The following is a 17,733-nucleotide window of genomic DNA, read 5'->3' on the forward strand; positions in this document are numbered from 1 at the left end:
CCTCACCTCACGACGGCCGCTCCAGTCCGAACAAGTCGCTGGTACGGGCGTAGTCGCTGCCCGCCATCCGCCCGATGGGCTTGAGTGCCTCGACGCTCACGTGACGGCCGTTCCAGATGGCATCGTCGATATGGATCGACACCACCTCCGCCAGCACCAGGCAGCCCGCCATGGGCTGGTCGCCGAAGCGCACGATCTCGCGCAGCCGACAGCCGAAGGCCACCGGGGCCGCCGCCACCCGCGGCACCGACAGCCCCGGCATGGCGACCTTCTCCAGGCCGGCCAGGGCGAACTCGTCCTCTCCCGCCGGCAGGCTGGCGCTGGTGGCGTTCATTTCATTGACCAGCGCCTCGCCGCTGATGTGCACCACGCACTCCGGCACCTGCTCCAGGTTGCGAATGGTGTCCTTGGGCTGACTTTCGCCATTGAGCAGCGGCGAGAAGCCCAGCACCGGCGGCGCCACGCTCACCACGTTGAAGAAGGAGAACGGCGCCAGGTTGGTGTTACCGTCGCGATCGTGGGTCGACACCCAGGCGATGGGGCGCGGGCAGATGGTGCCGCAGAACAGGCGATAGATGGCCCCGCTGCTCAGCGGTGACTCTTCCAGCAGATAGTCGCTCATGGCCAGCCCTTGTTGCATTCGGTAAGGCCTTCCATCCTACACCCGCCGAGGCATTGCTCAATGTGTCATCGCCATGCCCGCCGCCTGGGCCGGCGGCAACAGCGCCAGCGAAGCCTTCATTTCGCGCACCTCCTCGCCGGGCGGCCGGCCGAAGAAGCGCTTGAACTCGCGGCTGAACTGCGAAGGACTCTCGTAGCCCACCCGGGCAGCAGCGGCGGCGGCGGGCAGGCCATCCCGGATCATCAACAGCCGTGCCTGGTGCAGTCGCGTCGACTTGATGTACTGCAGGGGCGAGGTTTGCGTCACCGCCTTGAAGTGCACGTGAAAGGCCGCCGTGCTCATGCCGACCTCGCCGGCCAGGCGGCCCACCTCCAGGGGCTCGGCAAACTCCGCGTGGATGCGGTGCAGCGCCTTGGCGATCCTGCCGAACTGGCCCTGCTGGGCCAGCGCCGCGCGCACGCTGCCGCCCTGCTCGCCGACCAGCACGCGATAGCAGATCTCCCGCACGATATTGGGCGCCAGCACCTGCGCTTCCGTGGGCGAGGCCAGCGCCTCGAGCAGCCTGAGCGTGGCATCCGCCATGGACGCGCCGAGCGGCGTGGAGAGGATGCCCCGCGGCGGCGCCTCAGTGCGCGCATCCATCTGGTCCAGCAGGAAGACCAGCTCCGCCACCACGGCCATGTCGAGTCGAATCGACATGGCCAGCAGCGGCTCCTCGGGGCTGGCCTCGGTTTCCGAGGCAAAGGGAAGCGGTACCGACAGCACGAGATAGTGTAGGGCATCGTAGAGATAGACCTCACCGCCCAGGTAGCCTCGCTTGCGACCCTGGCACACGATCACGATGCTCGGCTCGTACAGCACCGGGGTGAGCTTCAGCGGACGATTGGAACGCAGGAAACGCACCCCATCCAGCTGTGACTCGGTATAGCCCTCGTGCGGCGCGAGCCGATACAGCAGCTCGATCATGCGCTGTTGGGGGGGAGGGGAAGACAGGCTGGCCACAGGGAAACTCCTCGTTTCCGGATCAATTTATCTTTATGCAATTCAAACGGCAAACTTTGCTCGATATCGCAGCCTCACAAATAGGATCAGGCAAGACTTCGATAGGATTGGCTCTGTCGGCCTTGCCACCGCCTCCGTAGTCTTGTCTCAACGACGCTCTGGCTCCTGGGCTCACCCACGGGTCGCTTTCCGAGCCCAGCGAGAGGGTCGTTTCAAGCCACCCCTACGGAGGTCACCCTGATGAGCAAAGTCATCCTTCTCACCGGCGCCAGCAGCGGTATTGGCGAGGCTACCGCCCGCCTGCTGGCAAGCCACGGCCATCGGCTGGTCATCGGCGCACGCCGCACCGACAGGCTGGAAGCGCTGGCCCAGGGCATTCGCAGCGAGGGCGGCAACGTGGAGTACCACGCGCTGGACGTCACCCTGCGCGAAGACGTGCAGGCCTTCGCCGATGCTGCACTGAAGCTTCATGGCCGCATCGACGTGATCGTCAACAATGCCGGCGTCATGCCGCTTTCGCCCCTGGCCTCGCTCAAGGTCGACGAATGGGACCGCATGATCGACGTCAACATCCGCGGCGTGCTGCATGGCATAGCCGCCGTACTGCCCACCATGCAGGCCCAGGGCAGCGGACAGGTAATCAACATCTCCTCCATCGGCGGGCTCTATGTGGTGCCCACCGCCGCCGTCTACTGCGCGACCAAGTATGCCGTGCGGGCGATTTCCGACGGGCTGCGCCAGGAGCACGACACGCTGCGCGTCACCTGCGTCTGCCCCGGCGTCGTCGAATCGGAGCTGGCCGACACCATCACCGATCCCGGCGCCGCCGAAGCAATGAAGAGTTACCGCCAGATCGCGCTCAAGCCCGACGCCATCGCCACGGCCATCGCCCATGTTATCGACCAGCCCGACGACGTGGACACCAGCGAAATCGTGGTCCGCCCCACCGCCAGCCCGGCATAAGCCCAGCCACCGCAATGAGCCGCACTCAGCAGTCATTCAATTGCCGAAGGAATAGCCAGATGAAATATCAGAAAACCGCACTGTTTCTTGCCCTCGTTCTAGCCTCGGGATTTGCCTTGGCCGAAAAGGGGCAGAAGAGCTGGTTCCGCTACCTCCCACTTCCTCGCATACCGGCCAGAACGGCTTCGATCGGCTGGACCTGGATGGGGATGGCTATATCTCACGTGAAGAGGCCCAGGCGGGTACGCTGCCGGAGATATTCCTGTTCATGGATCGCAGCCATGACGGCAGGATCTCCCGCCAGGAGTTCCACCACCGTCCGCGTTGATCGGTGGGCATAGCACAAAGCCAATGCAGGCAAGCAATAGCATTTTCAGCCTGCACATTGATAAGGGGGCCCCTAGGCCCCCTTCGTCGTTTCTGGCAGAAGGCTGGCTAATTTCAAGGCGAATTCTCTTCAGGTAGGGAGTGGACAGGTCGAGACGCCCCCTCCTCACCGGAAACGAGGCCCTGATTGAGCTGACCGAACGGCACATGCACCGACGGCAGAATATCGCTGGTGGCCGAGAGATGAGACGCCTGGTCGTCGAAGAAAATATGCGGCTTGATAATGCCGAGGACATGCTCCTTGGCGATGCCGCCGAGAAAATAGGCCTCGTTGACCGTCACGCCCCAGCTACGCATGGTGTGGATGACCCGCTCATGGGCCGGCGCGTTGCGGGCGGTGACGATGGAAACCCTGACCTTGGGTCGATATGCTCCCTGCGTTTCCTCTTCGCGCTGCTTCTCCAGCATCTGGATATGCGCCAGCTTGCGCAGGAAAACGGCCAGCAAACCCGCCTCCGCCGGCACCTGTGCATTGGCCCGCTCGTACTCGCGAAATGCCTCGATCCCCTGCTGCTGGTAGATGGTTTCGGACTCGTCGGTGACCAGCACGCCATCGAAGTCGAAGGCTATGCGCAGCTCCTCCTCGTCGGTCAGGTCGAGATCGCCCGATGACAGCACCTGCCCCGCCGGATGCCCGGCCAGGATCGCCTGGTCGACGTCCTGGCGATTGGCGGACAGAAAGAGGCTGATGTTCAACGCCGGAATGAAGCGATGGGGGTAACGCCCCTGCAGGAAGATGGCCCGTGTGATGCCCAGCTCATGGTGCTCGATCGACTTCATGACCCGCAGCCCGGTTTCCGGATCGTTGCGTGAAAGCAGCACCACCTCGATGGGCGGGTTGTCCGGGCTCAGCTCGTTCAACGACAGCAGACGCTTGATGAACGGGAAGGCAACGCCAGTGCTTAACGGCTTGTTCTCGTTGTCACGCTGATAGATGCGATAGGACGCCTCGCCCTGCTCGCGAAAGACCCGATCGGATTCCTCCAGATCGAACAAGGCGCTGGATGCCAGCCCGATTACCAAGCGTTCGCTGAGATCGTAGGCCATGGTCGTCCCTGATGAAGAAGTGCAACGCACGATCTCCAGACCATGCCTCAGAGTTTTCGGCCAGACAAGCGCCTATCCGTATAGGCGTCTCGGCTTGGAAGCGCATGACTGTAAAAGCGTAAACCTGTAAAACTGCAAAACTGTATTTAAGTTTGCAGCAAGGACCCGCCATGCCGTTCGCCGCCCCTCTGCAGAATGACCTCACCCCCGGCTTTATGGTCGTTCACGGCAATCGCCTGGAGGACCTGCGCGGCGTGGCGGTGGAGTGGATGAAGCGCCACCCGCTGGCACCGCTGGAGAACGAGACGATCCTGGTGCAGAGCAACGGCATCGGCCAGTGGATGAAGCTGGCGCTGGCCGCCGACGAGGCCGACGGCGGCAGCGGCATCGCCGCCGCGCTGGACGTCACGCTGCCGGCGCGCTTCCTGTGGCAGGCCTACCGCGCGGTGCTCAACCACGTGGAAGGCGACCCCAACGCGGTGCCGGCCACCTCGCCCTTCGACAAGTCGCGCCTGCTGTGGCGGCTGCTGCGCCTGCTGCCGGAGCTGATGCCGCGCGACGAGTTCGCTCCGCTGCGCCGCTTCCTCGAAGGCGACAGCGACCTGCGCAAGCATCACCAGCTCGCCGAGCGCCTGGCCGACCTGCTCGATCAGTACCAGGTGTACCGCGCCGACTGGCTCGAGGCCTGGTCCCGCGGCGAAGACGTGCTGATCTCCGCCCGCGGCGAGGCCCGCCCTATCGACGACACCCAGCGCTGGCAGCCCGCCCTGTGGCGTGCCGTGGTGAAAAGCGTTGCCGAGGACGTGGGCGACGACGGCGTGGCCTCCAGCCGCGCCATGGTGCACCAGCGCTTTCTCGCCGCCGCTCGCGAGCTTCACGGCAGCGAATGCCCCCCCGGCCTGCCGCGGCGGGTGATGGTGTTCGGCATCTCCTCGCTGCCCCAGCAGGCGCTGGAAGCGCTGGCCGCCATCGCCCGCTGCTGCCAGGTGGTGCTGTGCGTGCACAACCCCTGCCAGCACTACTGGGCCGACATCATCGAGCACAAGGACCTGCTCCGCGCCCAGCGCTACCGCCAGCGGCGCAAGGCCGGCATGCCCGAGCGGCTCGACGTACTCGGCGTTGGCGACGCCAGTGGTGACGGAGCCGAGAGCCTGCACCTGCACGCCCAGCCGCTGTTGGCCGCCTGGGGCAAGCAGGGCCGCGACTACCTGCGCCTGCTCGACGAGCACGACGACGCCCAGCAGTACGAGGCCTTGTTCCGGGCCGACTCGCTGCGCATCGACCTGTTCGAGCCCTTCGTGCGCGAGGGCGACGGCCGGCTGCTGCAGCAGTTGCAGGACGACATCCGCGAGCTGCGCCCGCTGCACGAGACCCACGAGACCTGGCCGGCGGTGGACCCGAGCCGCGACGACTCCATCGTCTTCCACGCCGCCCACAGCCCCCAGCGCGAGGTGGAGATCCTGCACGACCAGTTGCTCGCCGCCTTCAGCGCCGACCCGAAGCTCAAGCCCCGCGACGTGATCGTGATGGTGCCGGATATCGACCACTACGCTCCGCATGTTCAGGCGGTCTTCGGTCAATATGCGAGGGGCCAGATCGAGCGCGACGACCCGCGCTACATCCCCTTCACCCTCTCCGACCAGGGCAGCCGCCACCGCCTGCCGCTGCTGATCGCGCTGGAGAAACTGCTGCGCCTGCCGGAGCTGCGCCTCTCGGTGAGCGACCTGCTCGACCTGCTCGACGTGCCCGCCCTCCGCGCTCGCTTCGGCATCGACGAGCAGGACGTGCCCACCCTGCGCCGCTGGATCGAGGGCGCCGGCATCCGCTGGGGGCTCGACGCCGGCCAGCGCGGCAGCCTCGACCTGCCCGCCGGCATGGAGCAGAACACCTGGGCCTTCGGCCTGCGCCGGCTGCTGCTGGGCTACGCCGTGGGCGAAGCCGCCAGCGGCCCGTGGCAGGGCATCGAACCCTTCGACGACATCGGCGGGCTGGAAGCGGCGCTTGCCGGCCCGCTGGCCGCGCTGCTGGAAACCCTGGAACAGCAGTGGCGCCGCCTGCGCGAGCCCACCGACGTGGCCGGCTGGGTAGCGCGCCTGCGCACCCTGCTGGAAGCGAGCTTTCTGGCGGAAGCGCCGGAAGACAGCCTGATGCTGGCCCAGCTCGAACAGGCGCTGCAGAGCTGGCAGGAGAGCGCCGAGGAGGCGGGGCTGGCCCGTGAGCTGCCGCTTTCCGTGGTGCGCGAGCACTGGCTGTCCCAACTCGACGAGCCGAGCCTGTCGCAGCGCTTCCTGGCCGGCGCGGTGAACTTCGCCACCCTGATGCCGATGCGCGCCATCCCCTTCAAGCGGGTCTGCCTGCTGGGCATGAACGACGGCGACTACCCGCGCAGCCACCCGCCGATGGACTTCGACCTGATGAACGGCGACTACCGCCCCGGCGACCGCTCGCGCCGCGAGGACGACCGCTACCTGTTCCTGGAAGCACTGCTCTCCGCCCGGGAGCAGCTCTACGTCAGCTGGGTGGGCCGCAGCATCGTCGACAACAGCGAAAAGCCACCCTCGGTGCTGGTCGGCCAGCTGCGCGATCATCTACAGGCCGGCTGGCGCACAAGCGATGGCAGCGACCTGCTCGACGCCCTCACCACCGAGCACCCGCTGCAGCCGTTCAGCCGCACCTACTTCCCCACCGCGGCGCAGCAGGCCGAACGCAGCGTTGCCGCCAGGCGGCTGTTCACCTTCGCCCACGAATGGCGCGAGGTGCATGGTGAAGCGGCTCCGGCAGCGGCACCCCTCGAGCTGACGCCATACGCGCAGGACGCCCCGCTGACTCTCACGCAGCTAGGGAGCTTTTTGAGAGACCCGGCCCGCGCCTTCTTCACCACTCGCCTCAAGGTCTTCCTGGAACGCGAGGACATCGTCAGCCTCGACCACGAGCCCTTCGACCTGGACGGTCTCGCCAACTGGCAGCTACAGGACCTGCTGATCCGCGAGCAGCGCCGCGCCGTGGATGAAGGCCGCGAGCGCCTGCCCGTGCTGCTCGACACCCTCGACCGTTTGCAGGGCCAAGGCGTGCTGGCCATGGGCGCCTTCGGCGAGCGCATGCGCGAACAGCTCAGCGAACCGATGGACGCGCTGTTCGAAGCCTACGAGGAAGCGCTGGAAGCCTGGCCCCACGACATCGAGGAGCCCGAGCCGGTGCAGCTCGACGTGCCCGGCGCCCCGCCCCTCGAGGATTGGCTCGATGAGCTGCGCGAGAGCGCCACCGGCGAGCGCTGCCGCCTGGTGCTCGCCAGCAGCAGCCTGGTCAAGAAGGGCAAGTACCGCTGGTCGCACATTCTGCGCCACTGGGTTGCGCACCTGGCCGGGCATTTGAACGACAGGCCCATGACCAGCCTGCTGCTCTCCAAGGCCGGCCACGTCACCCTGCCGCCCCTCGATCCGGAAGCGGCACGCCAGCAGCTGCGCGAGATCGTCCGCACCTGGCAGGCCGGCATGCAGATGCCGTTGCCGCTGGCCTGCGACACCGCCTTCGTGTGGCTGAGCAAGCTGGGAACACCGGAGAGCGAGCGCGACAGCGACGCCTGGCGCGCCGCCGCCAGCGCCTACAACGGCGACGACTTCAATGCCGGCGAGGCGGGCCGCAATGCCTACCTCGCCCACCGCTGGCCGAGTTTCACCGCGCTCTATGAAGCCCGCCAGGACAGGCTCGGCTTCGCCGAACTCACTGAGCGGCTGCTCGCCCCGGTGCATCTGGCCGTGAAAGGCGACAAGAAAGAAGAAGGGAAGAGCAAAGAGGGAAGAGGGAAGACAGCGGGAGGCAAGAAATGAGCGACGTGACGCAGCTAAATCCGCTCGATTTTCCCTTACATGGGAGCAGGTTGATAGAGGCGAGCGCCGGTACGGGCAAGACCTTCACCATCGCCCTGCTCTACGTGCGCCTGGTGCTCGGCGCCCGCTCGGCCGACGACGATACCGCCTTCGAGCGCCCGCTCACGCCGCCCGAGATCCTCGTCGTCACCTTCACCAACGCCGCCACCCAGGAGCTGCGCGAGCGTATCCGTGCGCGGCTGGTCGAGGCGGCCAATGTTTTTCTGCAACCGGTGGAAGGCGCCGAGGGCGACGGTCTTCTTCTTCAATTACGCGACCAGTATGACCCCGCCACCTGGCCCGCCTGCGCCCGGCGCCTGCAGCTCGCCGCCGAATGGATGGACGAAGCCGCCGTCTCCACCATCCACAGTTGGTGCTATCGCATGCTGCGCGAGCACGCCTTCGACAGCGGCAGTCTGTTCTCGCTCGACCTGGAAAACGACCAGACCGAGATGGAACTCGAGGTGGTGCGCGACTACTGGCGCAGCTTCTACTACCCGCTCAACCTCGACGAGCTGGCCACCGTGGTGCGCCACTGGAGCACGCCCGAGCAGCTCCACGCCGCCGTGCGCGGTCTGATGCCCGAAGCCGAAGCGCTGAACAAGAATGCCCCGCCCCGGCCGAGACCATCGCCAACGCCAGCCGCGAGACCGCCGAGCGCCTGGCCCAGCTCAAGGCCCCCTGGCCCCAGTGGGTGGACGAGTGCGAAGCGCTGTTCGAGGAGGCCGCCCAGCAGAAGGCCTTCAAGGGCCAGAGCTTCAACGCCAAGAGCCGCGCCAACTGGCTCGGCGCCCTGCGTGAATGGTGCCAAGGGGAGGCCACCTGGCCCGGCCTGACCGATGCCGCCTGGAAGCGCCTCACGCCCCAGGGTATGGCCGATATCTGGCTCAAGGGCGAGCCGCCGGATCACCCGGCGCTGGCTGCGCTGGAAAAGCTCCAGGACGAACTCAACGCCCTGCCCGATCCCTACGCCGACCTGCTCACCCACGCCGTGCACTGGTGCCGGGCGCGACTCGACCGCGAGCAGGAACGCCGCGCCGAGATGGGCCCCAACGAGCTGCTCACCCATCTCGACCGGGCGCTCACCGGCCCCAACTGCGAAGCGCTGGGCGCGCAGATACGCCGGCAGTTCCCGGTCGCCCTGGTCGACGAGTTCCAGGACACCGACCCGGTGCAGTACCGCATCTTCGACTGCGTCTACCGCATCCATGAGAACCGCCCAGAGTGCGGAGTCTTCCTGATCGGCGACCCCAAGCAGGCGATCTACGCCTTCCGCGGCGCCGACATCCACACCTACCTGCGCGCCCGCCGCGACACCCAAGGCCGCCACGTCACCCTGGGCACCAACTTCCGCTCCAGCCGCGAGATGGTCGAGGCGGTGAACCGCTGCTTCGCATTCGCCGAAGCGCACCCGCCCGGCGCCTTCCTGTTCAACTCGCCCGAGGGGAACCCCGTTCCCTTCCTGCCCGTGGGAGCGAAAGGTCGCAAAGACTCACTCACCCGCCAGGGCCAGCCCCTGCCGGCGATGACCCTGTGGCAGCTTGAGTGCGACGAACCGCTCTCCAAGACCGCCTACCAGCAGGAGATGGCCGAGCGCTGCGCCTCCACCATGGTGGAGCTGCTCAACGAGGGGCTAAGTGGCCGCACCGGCTTCCTCAACGAGCAGGGCGAATTGCAGCCACTCAAGCCTTCCGATATGGCGGTGCTGGTCAACGGCCTGGGCGAGGCGCGCTCTATCCGTCAGGCGCTGGCCCGGCGCGGGGTGAAGAGCGTCTACCTCTCGGACAAGGACAAGGTGTTCGCCTCGCCCGTCGCCCCCAGCTCGACGCCTGGCTGCGCGCCTGCGCCGAGCCCGGCGCTTCTTCAGGACAGGGGGACCGACTGCTGCGCACCGCCCTGGCCACCCCGGTGCTGGGGCTCGAAAACGCCACGCTGGATAAGTTGAACGAAGACGAGCTGGCCTGGGAAGGCCGCGTGCTGCAGTTCCGCGACTACCATCGGCTGTGGCAGCGCCAGGGCGTGCTGCCACTGGTGCGCAAGATCATCCACGACTTCGACGTGGCGCAGCGGCTGCTCTCCAGCGGCCCCGCCAGCGAGGGTGAGCGCTTCCTAACGGATCTACTGCACCTGGGTGAACTCTTGCAGCACGCCAGCCAGGAGCTCGACGGCGAACACGCGCTGATCCGCTTTCTCGCCGAAGCCATCGCCAACCCCGAAGGCCACGGCGATACCCACAAGCTGCGCCTGGAGAGCGACGCCGACCTGGTGCAGGTCATCACCATTCACAAGTCCAAGGGGCTGGAGTACCCGCTGGTGTTCCTGCCCTTCATCTGCAACCACCGCCCGACCAGGAAGGACGACTCGCCGCTGCGCTGGCACGACGCCGAGGGCCGCCTGCGCATCAGCCTGGAAGCCGACGAGGAGACCCTGGCCACCGTCGACCGCGAACGACTGGGTGAGGACCTGCGCAAGCTCTACGTGGCGCTGACCCGCGCGCGCCACGCCACCTGGCTTGGCATGGCCCCGCTCAAGGGCGGCGAAGGCAGCGCCATCGGCCAGCTGCTGGCCAACGGCGAACCGCTGAGCCCGGCAGGATTCCCCAGCGCACTCACCCGGCTCAAGGGCGACTGCGCCGCCATCGAGATCGCCCCGGCGCCGCCGGCCCATGCGCAGATCGTCCGCCAGACCGAGCGCGACGATGCCCTTGGCGAAGCACGTTCCCCCACGCGCCCCGCCCGGGAACACTGGTGGATTGCCAGCTATTCGGCGCTGCGCCTCTCCGGCGAGATCGTCAGCGTCGAATCGGCCAGCGCCCCAGTAAGGACTGACTTACCGCCAAGCCCCCATGACAGCGAAGCGCAGCGGAGCGACAGCCTGCCCGAACCCGCCACCGCCATGGAAGCCACCGCGTTGGAGGTATTGGAAGAGCCCCGCGACAGCGGCCAGAGCGAACCGTTGCCTTCCTTGCATCGGTTCCCCCGGGGTCCAGGGCCTGGCACCTTCCTCCACGGGATTTTGGAGTGGGCTGGGGAACTGGGCTTCACCCGCGTGGCCCGCGACCCCGCCCTGCGCGAGGAGACCCTGGCCCGGCGCTGCCAGGTGCGCGGCTGGCAGCCGTGGCTGAACACCCTGCACGCCTGGTTCGGCACCCTGCTCGCCGCCCCGCTGCCGCTGCCCAACGGCGCGGGCAGCCTCAGGCTCGAAGCGCTCAGCCGCTACCAGGTCGAGATGGAGTTCTGGTTCGCCTCGCGCCAGGTCGACACCCGTCGGCTGGACGCCCTCGTAAGTGCTTACACACTGGCAAGCCCGGATAACAGCTCGGATGCCGGCCTGCCCCGCCCCGCGCTGGATGCCGACACCCTCAACGGCATGCTCAAGGGCTTCATCGACTTGGTGTTCGAGCATGAGGGGCGCTACTACGTGGCCGACTGGAAATCGAACCACCTGGGGCCGGACGACAGCGCCTACAGCCAGGAGGCCATGCGCCAGGCGGTGGCCGCCAAGCGCTACGACCTGCAGTACGCGCTCTACCTGCTGGCCCTGCATCGTCTGCTCAAGGCGCGCCTGCCGGGCTACGATTACGACCGCCATATCGGCGGCTCGCTCACCGTCTTTCTCCGGGGCGCCAACGCCGAGAGCCGAGGCGTATACGCCGAGCGCCCCCCGCGGGAGTTGATCGAAGCGCTGGACGCGCTGTTCCAGGGCGACACCCGAGCGGCAGGCACCCGCACCACCACGGAGGCGCCGGCATGAGCAAGCGCATCAAGCACCACGACGACGCCACCCCGGACCTGTTCGCCGATCTCGGAGAGGAACCAGCAGGCAGCTGCCAGGCAGCCGACGAGGGCGCCGAACCTGAACCGCCCCAAGCCGAGCCGGAACCGAACCAAGCCGCGCCGGGCAGCGCACAAGCCGCGCTTCACGACACCCAGGCACTGTTCGCCCTGCTCGACCGCTGGGTGGAGCGCGGCTGGCTGCGCGCGCTGGATCGGGCACTGGCGAGCTTCTTCCAGCGCGAGGTGAACGACGCCCCGCCCCTGCTGCTACTCGCCGCGGCGCTGGCCAGCCATCAGCTTGGCCGCGGCCACGTGTGCCTCGACCTCGCCCAGACCCTCGCCGCTCCCGACCTGGCGCTCTCGCTGCCGCCGGAAGGCGACGACCTTAGCGACCCGCCGCCGCTGCCAAGCGACCTATTGGCCGAACTGGATCTCGCCACCTGGCGCGACGCCCTGCACCACACCGCCCTGGTGGCGGACGGCAACGAACCACCGGGAAACACCCCGCTGGTGCGCAGCGAACGCGACGGCAACGTGCGGCTCTACCTGCGCCGCTACTGGCAGTACGAGCAGGACATTCGCGGCCTGATCGGCAGCCGGCTTACAGCCGCCACCGAGGCAGAAGCCGATACCGTCACCCTGGCCCGGGCACTGGCCGCGCTCTTTACCCCAGGGCATGAACTCGACTGGCAGCAGGCCGCCTGTGCGCTGGCCAGCCGCTCGCGCTTCGCCGTGATCACCGGTGGCCCCGGCACCGGCAAGACCACCACCGTGGTCAAGTTGCTCGCCCTGCTCCAGGCGCTGGCCCTGGGGGAGCCGGTACAGGCGGGCTCAAGCGCCCCGCGCCCGCTGCGCATTCGCCTGGCCGCCCCCACCGGCAAGGCTGCCGCCCGGCTCAACGAATCCATCGCCAAGCAGGTGCAGGGGCTTTCGCTGGTGGAACTGGCCGCCGCCGTGGGCCAACAGGGTGTGGATATCTCAACCCTGCGCGACAGCATTCCCACCGAAGTCACTACGCTGCATAGATTGCTGGGCTCACGGCCGGATACCCGCCACTTCCGTCACCACGCCGGCAACCCGCTGGCGCTGGACGCCCTGGTGATCGACGAAGCCTCGATGGTGGATATCGAGATGATGGCTGCCGTGCTCACCGCCCTGCCGCCCAAGGCGCGACTGATTCTGCTCGGCGACAAGGACCAGCTCGCCTCGGTGGAGGCCGGCGCCGTGCTCGGCGACCTGTGCCAACGCGCCGAAGGCGGCCACTACACCCCGGCCACCTGCGACTGGCTGCAACGGGTGACCGGCACGCCGATTCCCGAGCAATACCGGGACGAAACCGGCCAGCCGCTGGACCAGGCCATCGCCATGCTGCGGGTGAGCCACCGCTTCGATGCCAAAAGCGGCATCGGCCAGCTCGCCGAAGCGGTCAACCGCCCGCTCGCACCCGAGCATGGGCAAAAAGAGAAAAAACGCGCGGTACGCGAAATCTTCGGCACTGATGAAAAGTCACGCTACGCCGACATCGCCCGGCTCGCCCTGGCGGACGCCGACGACTCGGCGCTGGATCGCCTGGTGGTGAATGGCAACCCGGCTGGTTTCATCAACAGCGGCGAAGGCCGCCATGACCGACGCGGCGAGCCCATCGCCCCGCCCCGCGGCTACGCTCACTACCTGGAAGTGAGGCAGGCCGCGCGGCCCGCCCAGCCGTTCTTTGGCGAAGGCGATGCACGCCAGCCCTACGACGACTGGGCCCGCCAGGTACTCGCCGCCCACGGCCATTTCCAGTTGCTGTGCGCACTGAGAAAAGGCCCCTGGGGCATCGAAGGGCTGAACCCGCGCATCGGCCGCGCACTGCGCCGCGCCGGCTGGCTCAAGGCCAGCGACCTGGAGCTGGAACAGGGCTGGTTCGAAGGCCGCCCGGTGCTCGTTACCCGCAACGACTACGGCTTGGGGCTGATGAACGGCGATATCGGCATCACCCTCGCCGTGCCCGAAGCTCGCAGCGCAAGCGAAACGCCCGGCCGCACCCTGCTGCGCGTCGCCTTCCCGGCCAGCGACGGCAGCGGCGACATCAAATGGGTGCTGCCCAGCCGCCTGCAAGCGGTGGAAACCGTATTCGCCATGACGGTACACAAATCCCAGGGCTCGGAATTCACCCACACCGCCCTGCTGCTCCCCGACGCCCCCAATCCCATCCTCACCCGGGAGCTGGTCTATACCGGCATCACCCGGGCGCGGGACTGGCTGACGCTGGTGGAGACGGGCCGCGGCATGCTGGATGAGGCGGTGACGAGGGAGGTGGTCAGGGTGAGTGGGTTGGGGAAGTTGTAATAAAGCCCAAGGGGTGCCCTGGAAATCGACATGTATAGTTATCAAAGCAAGGGAGTTGCGAATGAAGCACTACAGAAAAATCGAACATGTGAGACGCCACGGCCTCTCCCTGCTGGCTCGGCTCGGCCGCTACGAGTTGGCAGTGCTGCTGTGTGTCTCGGTCCTTTCCGGCGGGGTCTGGGGGTTCATCGAACTGGCCGATGCTGTCATCGAGGGAGAGACCCAGAGCATCGACGAAACCCTGCTGCTCTCCCTGCGCAATCCTGCCGATCACACCGATCCGCTCGGCCCGGGCTGGGTCGAGGAAATGGGGCGGGACTTTACCGCGCTCGGCGGTGTCGGCGTGCTGGTCGTGATCACCCTGGGCGCCCTGGGCTACCTGCTACTCGCCCGGCACTATCGCGCGGCGCTCTTTGCCTCGGTCGTGGTGCCAGGCGGCATGCTGCTCAGCACGTTGATGAAGATGGGCTTCGATCGTCCTCGGCCCGACCTCGTGCCGCATGAAGCCATGGTCTACACCGCGAGCTTCCCCAGCGGTCACTCGATGATGTCTGCCGTCACCTACCTCACCCTGGCCGCCCTGCTCATTCGAGTACAGCCGGCGCTGAGGCTGAAGGCCTACCTGCTGATACTGGCGATACTGCTCACCCTGCTGGTGGGCATCAGCCGTGTCTACCTCGGCGTGCATTGGCCGACGGATGTACTTGCCGGCTGGACCGCCGGAGCGGCCTGGGCCGCGCTGTGCTGGCTGGTGATGCGCTGGTTGCAGCGGCGCGGGCAGGTAGAGACAGAAGAGAGCAGCTCGGGTACTGAGTAGGTGATCAAGCGATGGGAGCCGCAGAATCCTAACGCTCAAGCTCAGCTGGGAAACCGCGCAGAGGTTTGGCGGTCGGCTGAAGCGCCTTGTTGGGCGTCATTCGCCATCCTCCGGCACTGGAGCCAGCATGTTTGCATCCCGTGCAAGCACCCATTTGCCGTTCTCTTTTTTGAGGATGGATAGCGTATGGCCCGCACGAGTGACTGTTTTACCGCCAGGCGGCGTAACCACAACGGTGAGCTTAGTCCACATATAAGCCCATTCTCCCAGGATCTTGATCTCCTGAACTTCGCTCGTGCCATCAAACTGCGGCGCATTTTCACCCGATTGGGCATTGGCCGCGGCTACGAAATCGCTCTTTCTCATTACCGGCTGGCCAGTGACCAGAAAGATGGCATCCTCGGACATGAGTGACAAGACAGTCTCGGCATCGCCCGATTTAGTGGCAGCCATCCAAGTAGATACAAGCTGCCGAATTTGTTCTTTATCTCTTTGCATGTGAGCTCCTGTGCTTCGATGTCCAACAGGCATTAAACCACACGGCATGATATCGGATGAATCCGCATGCACGTTTAACAATGTCATACTTCACGCCACTTTCCCCCTCAACCATTGAAACTCAGAGACATTAAGAATGGCTCGGCCAAATAACATCTGTCATCGCGCATGCCGCATAACACTGATGTACGGGCATGCTGCATTTGCCACCATGGCCGCTATGGGCCGACAGCTGCCAAACGCTTTTCATCAGCATAGACTAACGTTTCCAATATGGCCATAAGCGGGACATTGCATACATAAACCCCAAGGCCATAAAGCCTATTGCCCAACCCACTCCCTGCAACACAAAAGTTAAATCATTCCTGACTCTGATAGTGCGCCTATCAAAGCAGATACTGTCTTCCTCAAGCAACTCCCCCAACATCTCCCCTATTGTTCACATACACCGCCACAGATGAAAACCCATACCCTAAATACTCAGGATTAATATAACTCTTTCCTGCCGCGGCGCTGCATTCAGAAATAAAAACAAGAGTCAACAAAACAACCACAAAGCCAACTATACGATTCATGGACCCACCCCGCCAACTTGCTGCACAGGAAATTACCAACCACCACCCTTGCAAGCCAATCACCACCCAGCATTCATCACAAAAAATTAAGCATCCCTGCTCATTTATAATATAACCTTCGACAGTCCGCTTTGTATCGATACCGGCCAGCGTGGCAGGCATCCTCGCTCGCGAAATTTTATAGCACTGGGAGTAACGGCGCTGGATAACATGCTCTCGACAGCCAAGCGGCTGGAGCGTTAGCTTAGTCTCAGTGGATTCCTTTTCCAGGCGATTGTCCTACGCGTACGGTTGTATTGTTATGTATCTTTGCGTTTCAGCCTAGCACCGAAACATGTGTTGTCCTATGACGAGAATCAACGCAGCTCTACGAAAGGATCAGCTCTGCGCCACAGGAAACCTAACCTCCTCCACCCTCGCTTGAAAGAAAGGAAAGTACGCCTCGGTGCCGAAGTGGTTGCCCGCCTCGACCTTGGTGGGCAGGGTGAAGCCTTCGAAGTTTTGGAAGTCGTCCAGGTAGCCGCCGAAGGGCTGGAGCCGCCACTCCTTCTCGGGGTTGGCGTTGCTCCAGCGCTGGAACTGTACCCAGCGCGGTTGGCCGTTCTCGGCCACGGCGATCTCTATCGCTTGTTCCAGGGTGCCGTGGGTGATGATCGCTCGGGCCAGGTTGGGCTCGCCGGTATCTTCCCAGCGCACGCCGGCCTCTTCCCAGTGCACTCCGTGCTGGGGCAGCAGCGCTGCCGGGGCCCAGAAGGCGGCTTCCGCTACCGCTCGGCCGGACGAGGCGCGCAGGTGGTTGTCGTCACCCCCGCCCTGGCGACGGGTAGTGTGACGCTGAGCCAGAAGCGCGTCCAGGAGCTGCCTTCCGCCATGCTGTTCGTCCGTGAGGGCTCGGTGGAAGCGTTGGCAATAGCGCCATCCGTACACCTAAGCATTATGCTAATAATGCTGCGATCCCCATTCATTTTGGCAATGGGTCTGAGAAGCTTGAACTGGCCAGCTGGCGACGGGATAGGGGGACGCATGCAGCCATTGGATAGCCAGAAGGCCAGCCCCTATGCGGGTTGGCGCCGTCGCCTTTACCTGATGCTCGAGCCCACCGCTCGCCAAGCTCCTGGGCTGTCGATCCCCAACCGCTTCATCGCCGTGGTAATAATTCTCGCAACGGCACTGACGATTTTGGAGACGGAGCCGGTAGTTCGAGCGCTGGCTCCTAGCTTCTTCGTCACCGCCGAGGCAGTGCTGGCCTTGGCTTTTCTGGTGGAGTACGTCGCGCGCGTGATTGCGGCTGGCGAAGATGCTCGATATCGAGGGCTAGCTGGACGTTTACGCTTCATGGTCAGCCCATGGGCAATCATCGACCTGCTGGCGATTCTGCCATTCTTCCTGACCATGGGGGCAGTCAACGCCTTTGCGTTGCGTCTGCTCAAGCTGATCCGGCTGCTCAGGCTAGCGCGCCTGGGGCACTTCTCCAACGCGATCGGCGATCTCTATTCAGCAGTGCGCGGTCGGCGCTATGAACTCACGGTAAGCTTGATGGTGGCTGTGGCACTGCTGATCGTCACCAGCAGCGTGATCTATGTTCTGGAAGCCAGCCATCAGCCCGAGGCCTTCGGGAGCATTCCCAGGGCGCTCTGGTGGAGCGTAGCCACACTTACCACGGTGGGCTATGGGGACGTGACACCGGTGACTGCGGCTGGGCAGCTGTTTGCAGGCCTGACCGCCATCGTCGGCATCGGCATGATCGCCATGCCGACCGGCATCCTGGCTGCTGCTTTCAGCGATGCCATGCAGAAACGTCGGGAGCAGGCTGAAAACGACAACAACAAGTGACAAGACAGGGAGCAGG

At 65.4% G+C, this 17,733-nt stretch carries 12 protein-coding genes and 1 pseudogene; 7 read left to right on the top strand and 6 right to left on the bottom strand.

Annotated features, from left to right (window positions below; genetic code table 11):
• Nucleotides 1-7 precede the first annotated feature (7 nt).
• Nucleotides 8-622 carry a flavin reductase family protein gene (locus EKK97_RS19140; RefSeq protein WP_159555864.1) on the bottom strand — a complete coding sequence of 205 codons (615 nt, stop codon included), beginning with the start codon at nucleotides 620-622 and terminating at the stop codon, nucleotides 8-10.
• A 57-nt stretch (nucleotides 623-679) separates the two neighbouring features.
• A complete protein-coding gene (locus tag EKK97_RS19145; RefSeq protein WP_234286680.1) occupies nucleotides 680-1,624 on the bottom strand; it encodes an AraC family transcriptional regulator in 945 nt (314 codons plus the stop codon).
• Nucleotides 1,625-1,864: 240 nt separating this feature from the next.
• Between EKK97_RS19145 and EKK97_RS19150 the strand changes: the two genes are divergently transcribed.
• Both EKK97_RS19150 and EKK97_RS26180 read left to right on the top strand, forming a co-directional pair.
• A complete protein-coding gene (locus EKK97_RS19150; protein ID WP_159554365.1) occupies nucleotides 1,865-2,587 on the top strand; it encodes an SDR family oxidoreductase in 723 nt (240 codons plus the stop codon).
• A 139-nt stretch (nucleotides 2,588-2,726) separates the two neighbouring features.
• Complete coding sequence (locus EKK97_RS26180; protein ID WP_422673579.1) at nucleotides 2,727-2,915, top strand: EF-hand domain-containing protein; 189 nt, start codon at nucleotides 2,727-2,729, stop codon at nucleotides 2,913-2,915.
• Nucleotides 2,916-3,028: 113 nt separating this feature from the next.
• Here the strand turns inward: EKK97_RS26180 and EKK97_RS19160 are convergent, their stop codons facing one another.
• A complete protein-coding gene (locus tag EKK97_RS19160) occupies nucleotides 3,029-4,021 on the bottom strand; it encodes a 5'-nucleotidase (protein WP_159554367.1) in 993 nt (330 codons plus the stop codon).
• Nucleotides 4,022-4,191: 170 nt separating this feature from the next.
• Here EKK97_RS19160 and recC point away from each other — a divergent pair, with 170 nt between their 5' ends.
• The 4 genes and pseudogenes from recC to EKK97_RS19180 all read left to right on the top strand — a co-directional run bounded on the left by recC (nucleotide 4,192) and on the right by EKK97_RS19180 (nucleotide 14,811).
• Nucleotides 4,192-7,848, top strand: a complete 3,657-nt coding sequence (recC, locus tag EKK97_RS19165; RefSeq protein ID WP_159554369.1) for an exodeoxyribonuclease V subunit gamma — start codon at nucleotides 4,192-4,194, stop codon at nucleotides 7,846-7,848.
• Nucleotides 7,845-11,640: pseudogene (gene recB, locus EKK97_RS19170) on the top strand (exodeoxyribonuclease V subunit beta). The gene recC and the pseudogene recB overlap by 4 nt, the downstream one beginning before the upstream one ends.
• A complete protein-coding gene (gene recD / locus EKK97_RS19175) occupies nucleotides 11,637-13,994 on the top strand; it encodes an exodeoxyribonuclease V subunit alpha (protein ID WP_159554371.1) in 2,358 nt (785 codons plus the stop codon). The pseudogene recB and the gene recD overlap by 4 nt, the downstream one beginning before the upstream one ends.
• 61 nt (nucleotides 13,995-14,055) lie before the next feature.
• A complete protein-coding gene (locus tag EKK97_RS19180; RefSeq protein ID WP_159554373.1) occupies nucleotides 14,056-14,811 on the top strand; it encodes a phosphatase PAP2 family protein in 756 nt (251 codons plus the stop codon).
• Between the two features lie 96 nt (nucleotides 14,812-14,907).
• Here EKK97_RS19180 and EKK97_RS19185 read toward each other — a convergent pair whose 3' ends face one another.
• The 3 genes from EKK97_RS19185 to EKK97_RS23980 all read right to left on the bottom strand — a co-directional run bounded on the left by EKK97_RS19185 (nucleotide 14,908) and on the right by EKK97_RS23980 (nucleotide 16,739).
• Nucleotides 14,908-15,309, bottom strand: a complete 402-nt coding sequence (locus tag EKK97_RS19185) for a YybH family protein (protein ID WP_159554376.1) — start codon at nucleotides 15,307-15,309, stop codon at nucleotides 14,908-14,910.
• A 407-nt stretch (nucleotides 15,310-15,716) separates the two neighbouring features.
• Nucleotides 15,717-16,046, bottom strand: a complete 330-nt coding sequence (locus EKK97_RS19190) for a hypothetical protein (RefSeq protein ID WP_159554378.1) — start codon at nucleotides 16,044-16,046, stop codon at nucleotides 15,717-15,719.
• Nucleotides 16,047-16,262: 216 nt separating this feature from the next.
• Complete coding sequence (locus tag EKK97_RS23980) at nucleotides 16,263-16,739, bottom strand: DUF6544 family protein (RefSeq protein ID WP_340162986.1); 477 nt, start codon at nucleotides 16,737-16,739, stop codon at nucleotides 16,263-16,265.
• Here EKK97_RS23980 and EKK97_RS25515 point away from each other — a divergent pair.
• Nucleotides 16,677-17,717: a potassium channel family protein gene (locus EKK97_RS25515; RefSeq protein ID WP_277987321.1), complete on the top strand. Its 1,041-nt coding sequence runs from the start codon at nucleotides 16,677-16,679 to the stop codon at nucleotides 17,715-17,717. The two genes, EKK97_RS23980 and EKK97_RS25515, sit on opposite strands and share 63 nt — an antisense overlap.
• Nucleotides 17,718-17,733: the final 16 nt, after the last annotated feature.

This window comes from Billgrantia tianxiuensis (genome assembly GCF_009834345.1).
Taxonomy (GTDB): domain Bacteria; phylum Pseudomonadota; class Gammaproteobacteria; order Pseudomonadales; family Halomonadaceae; genus Halomonas; species Halomonas tianxiuensis.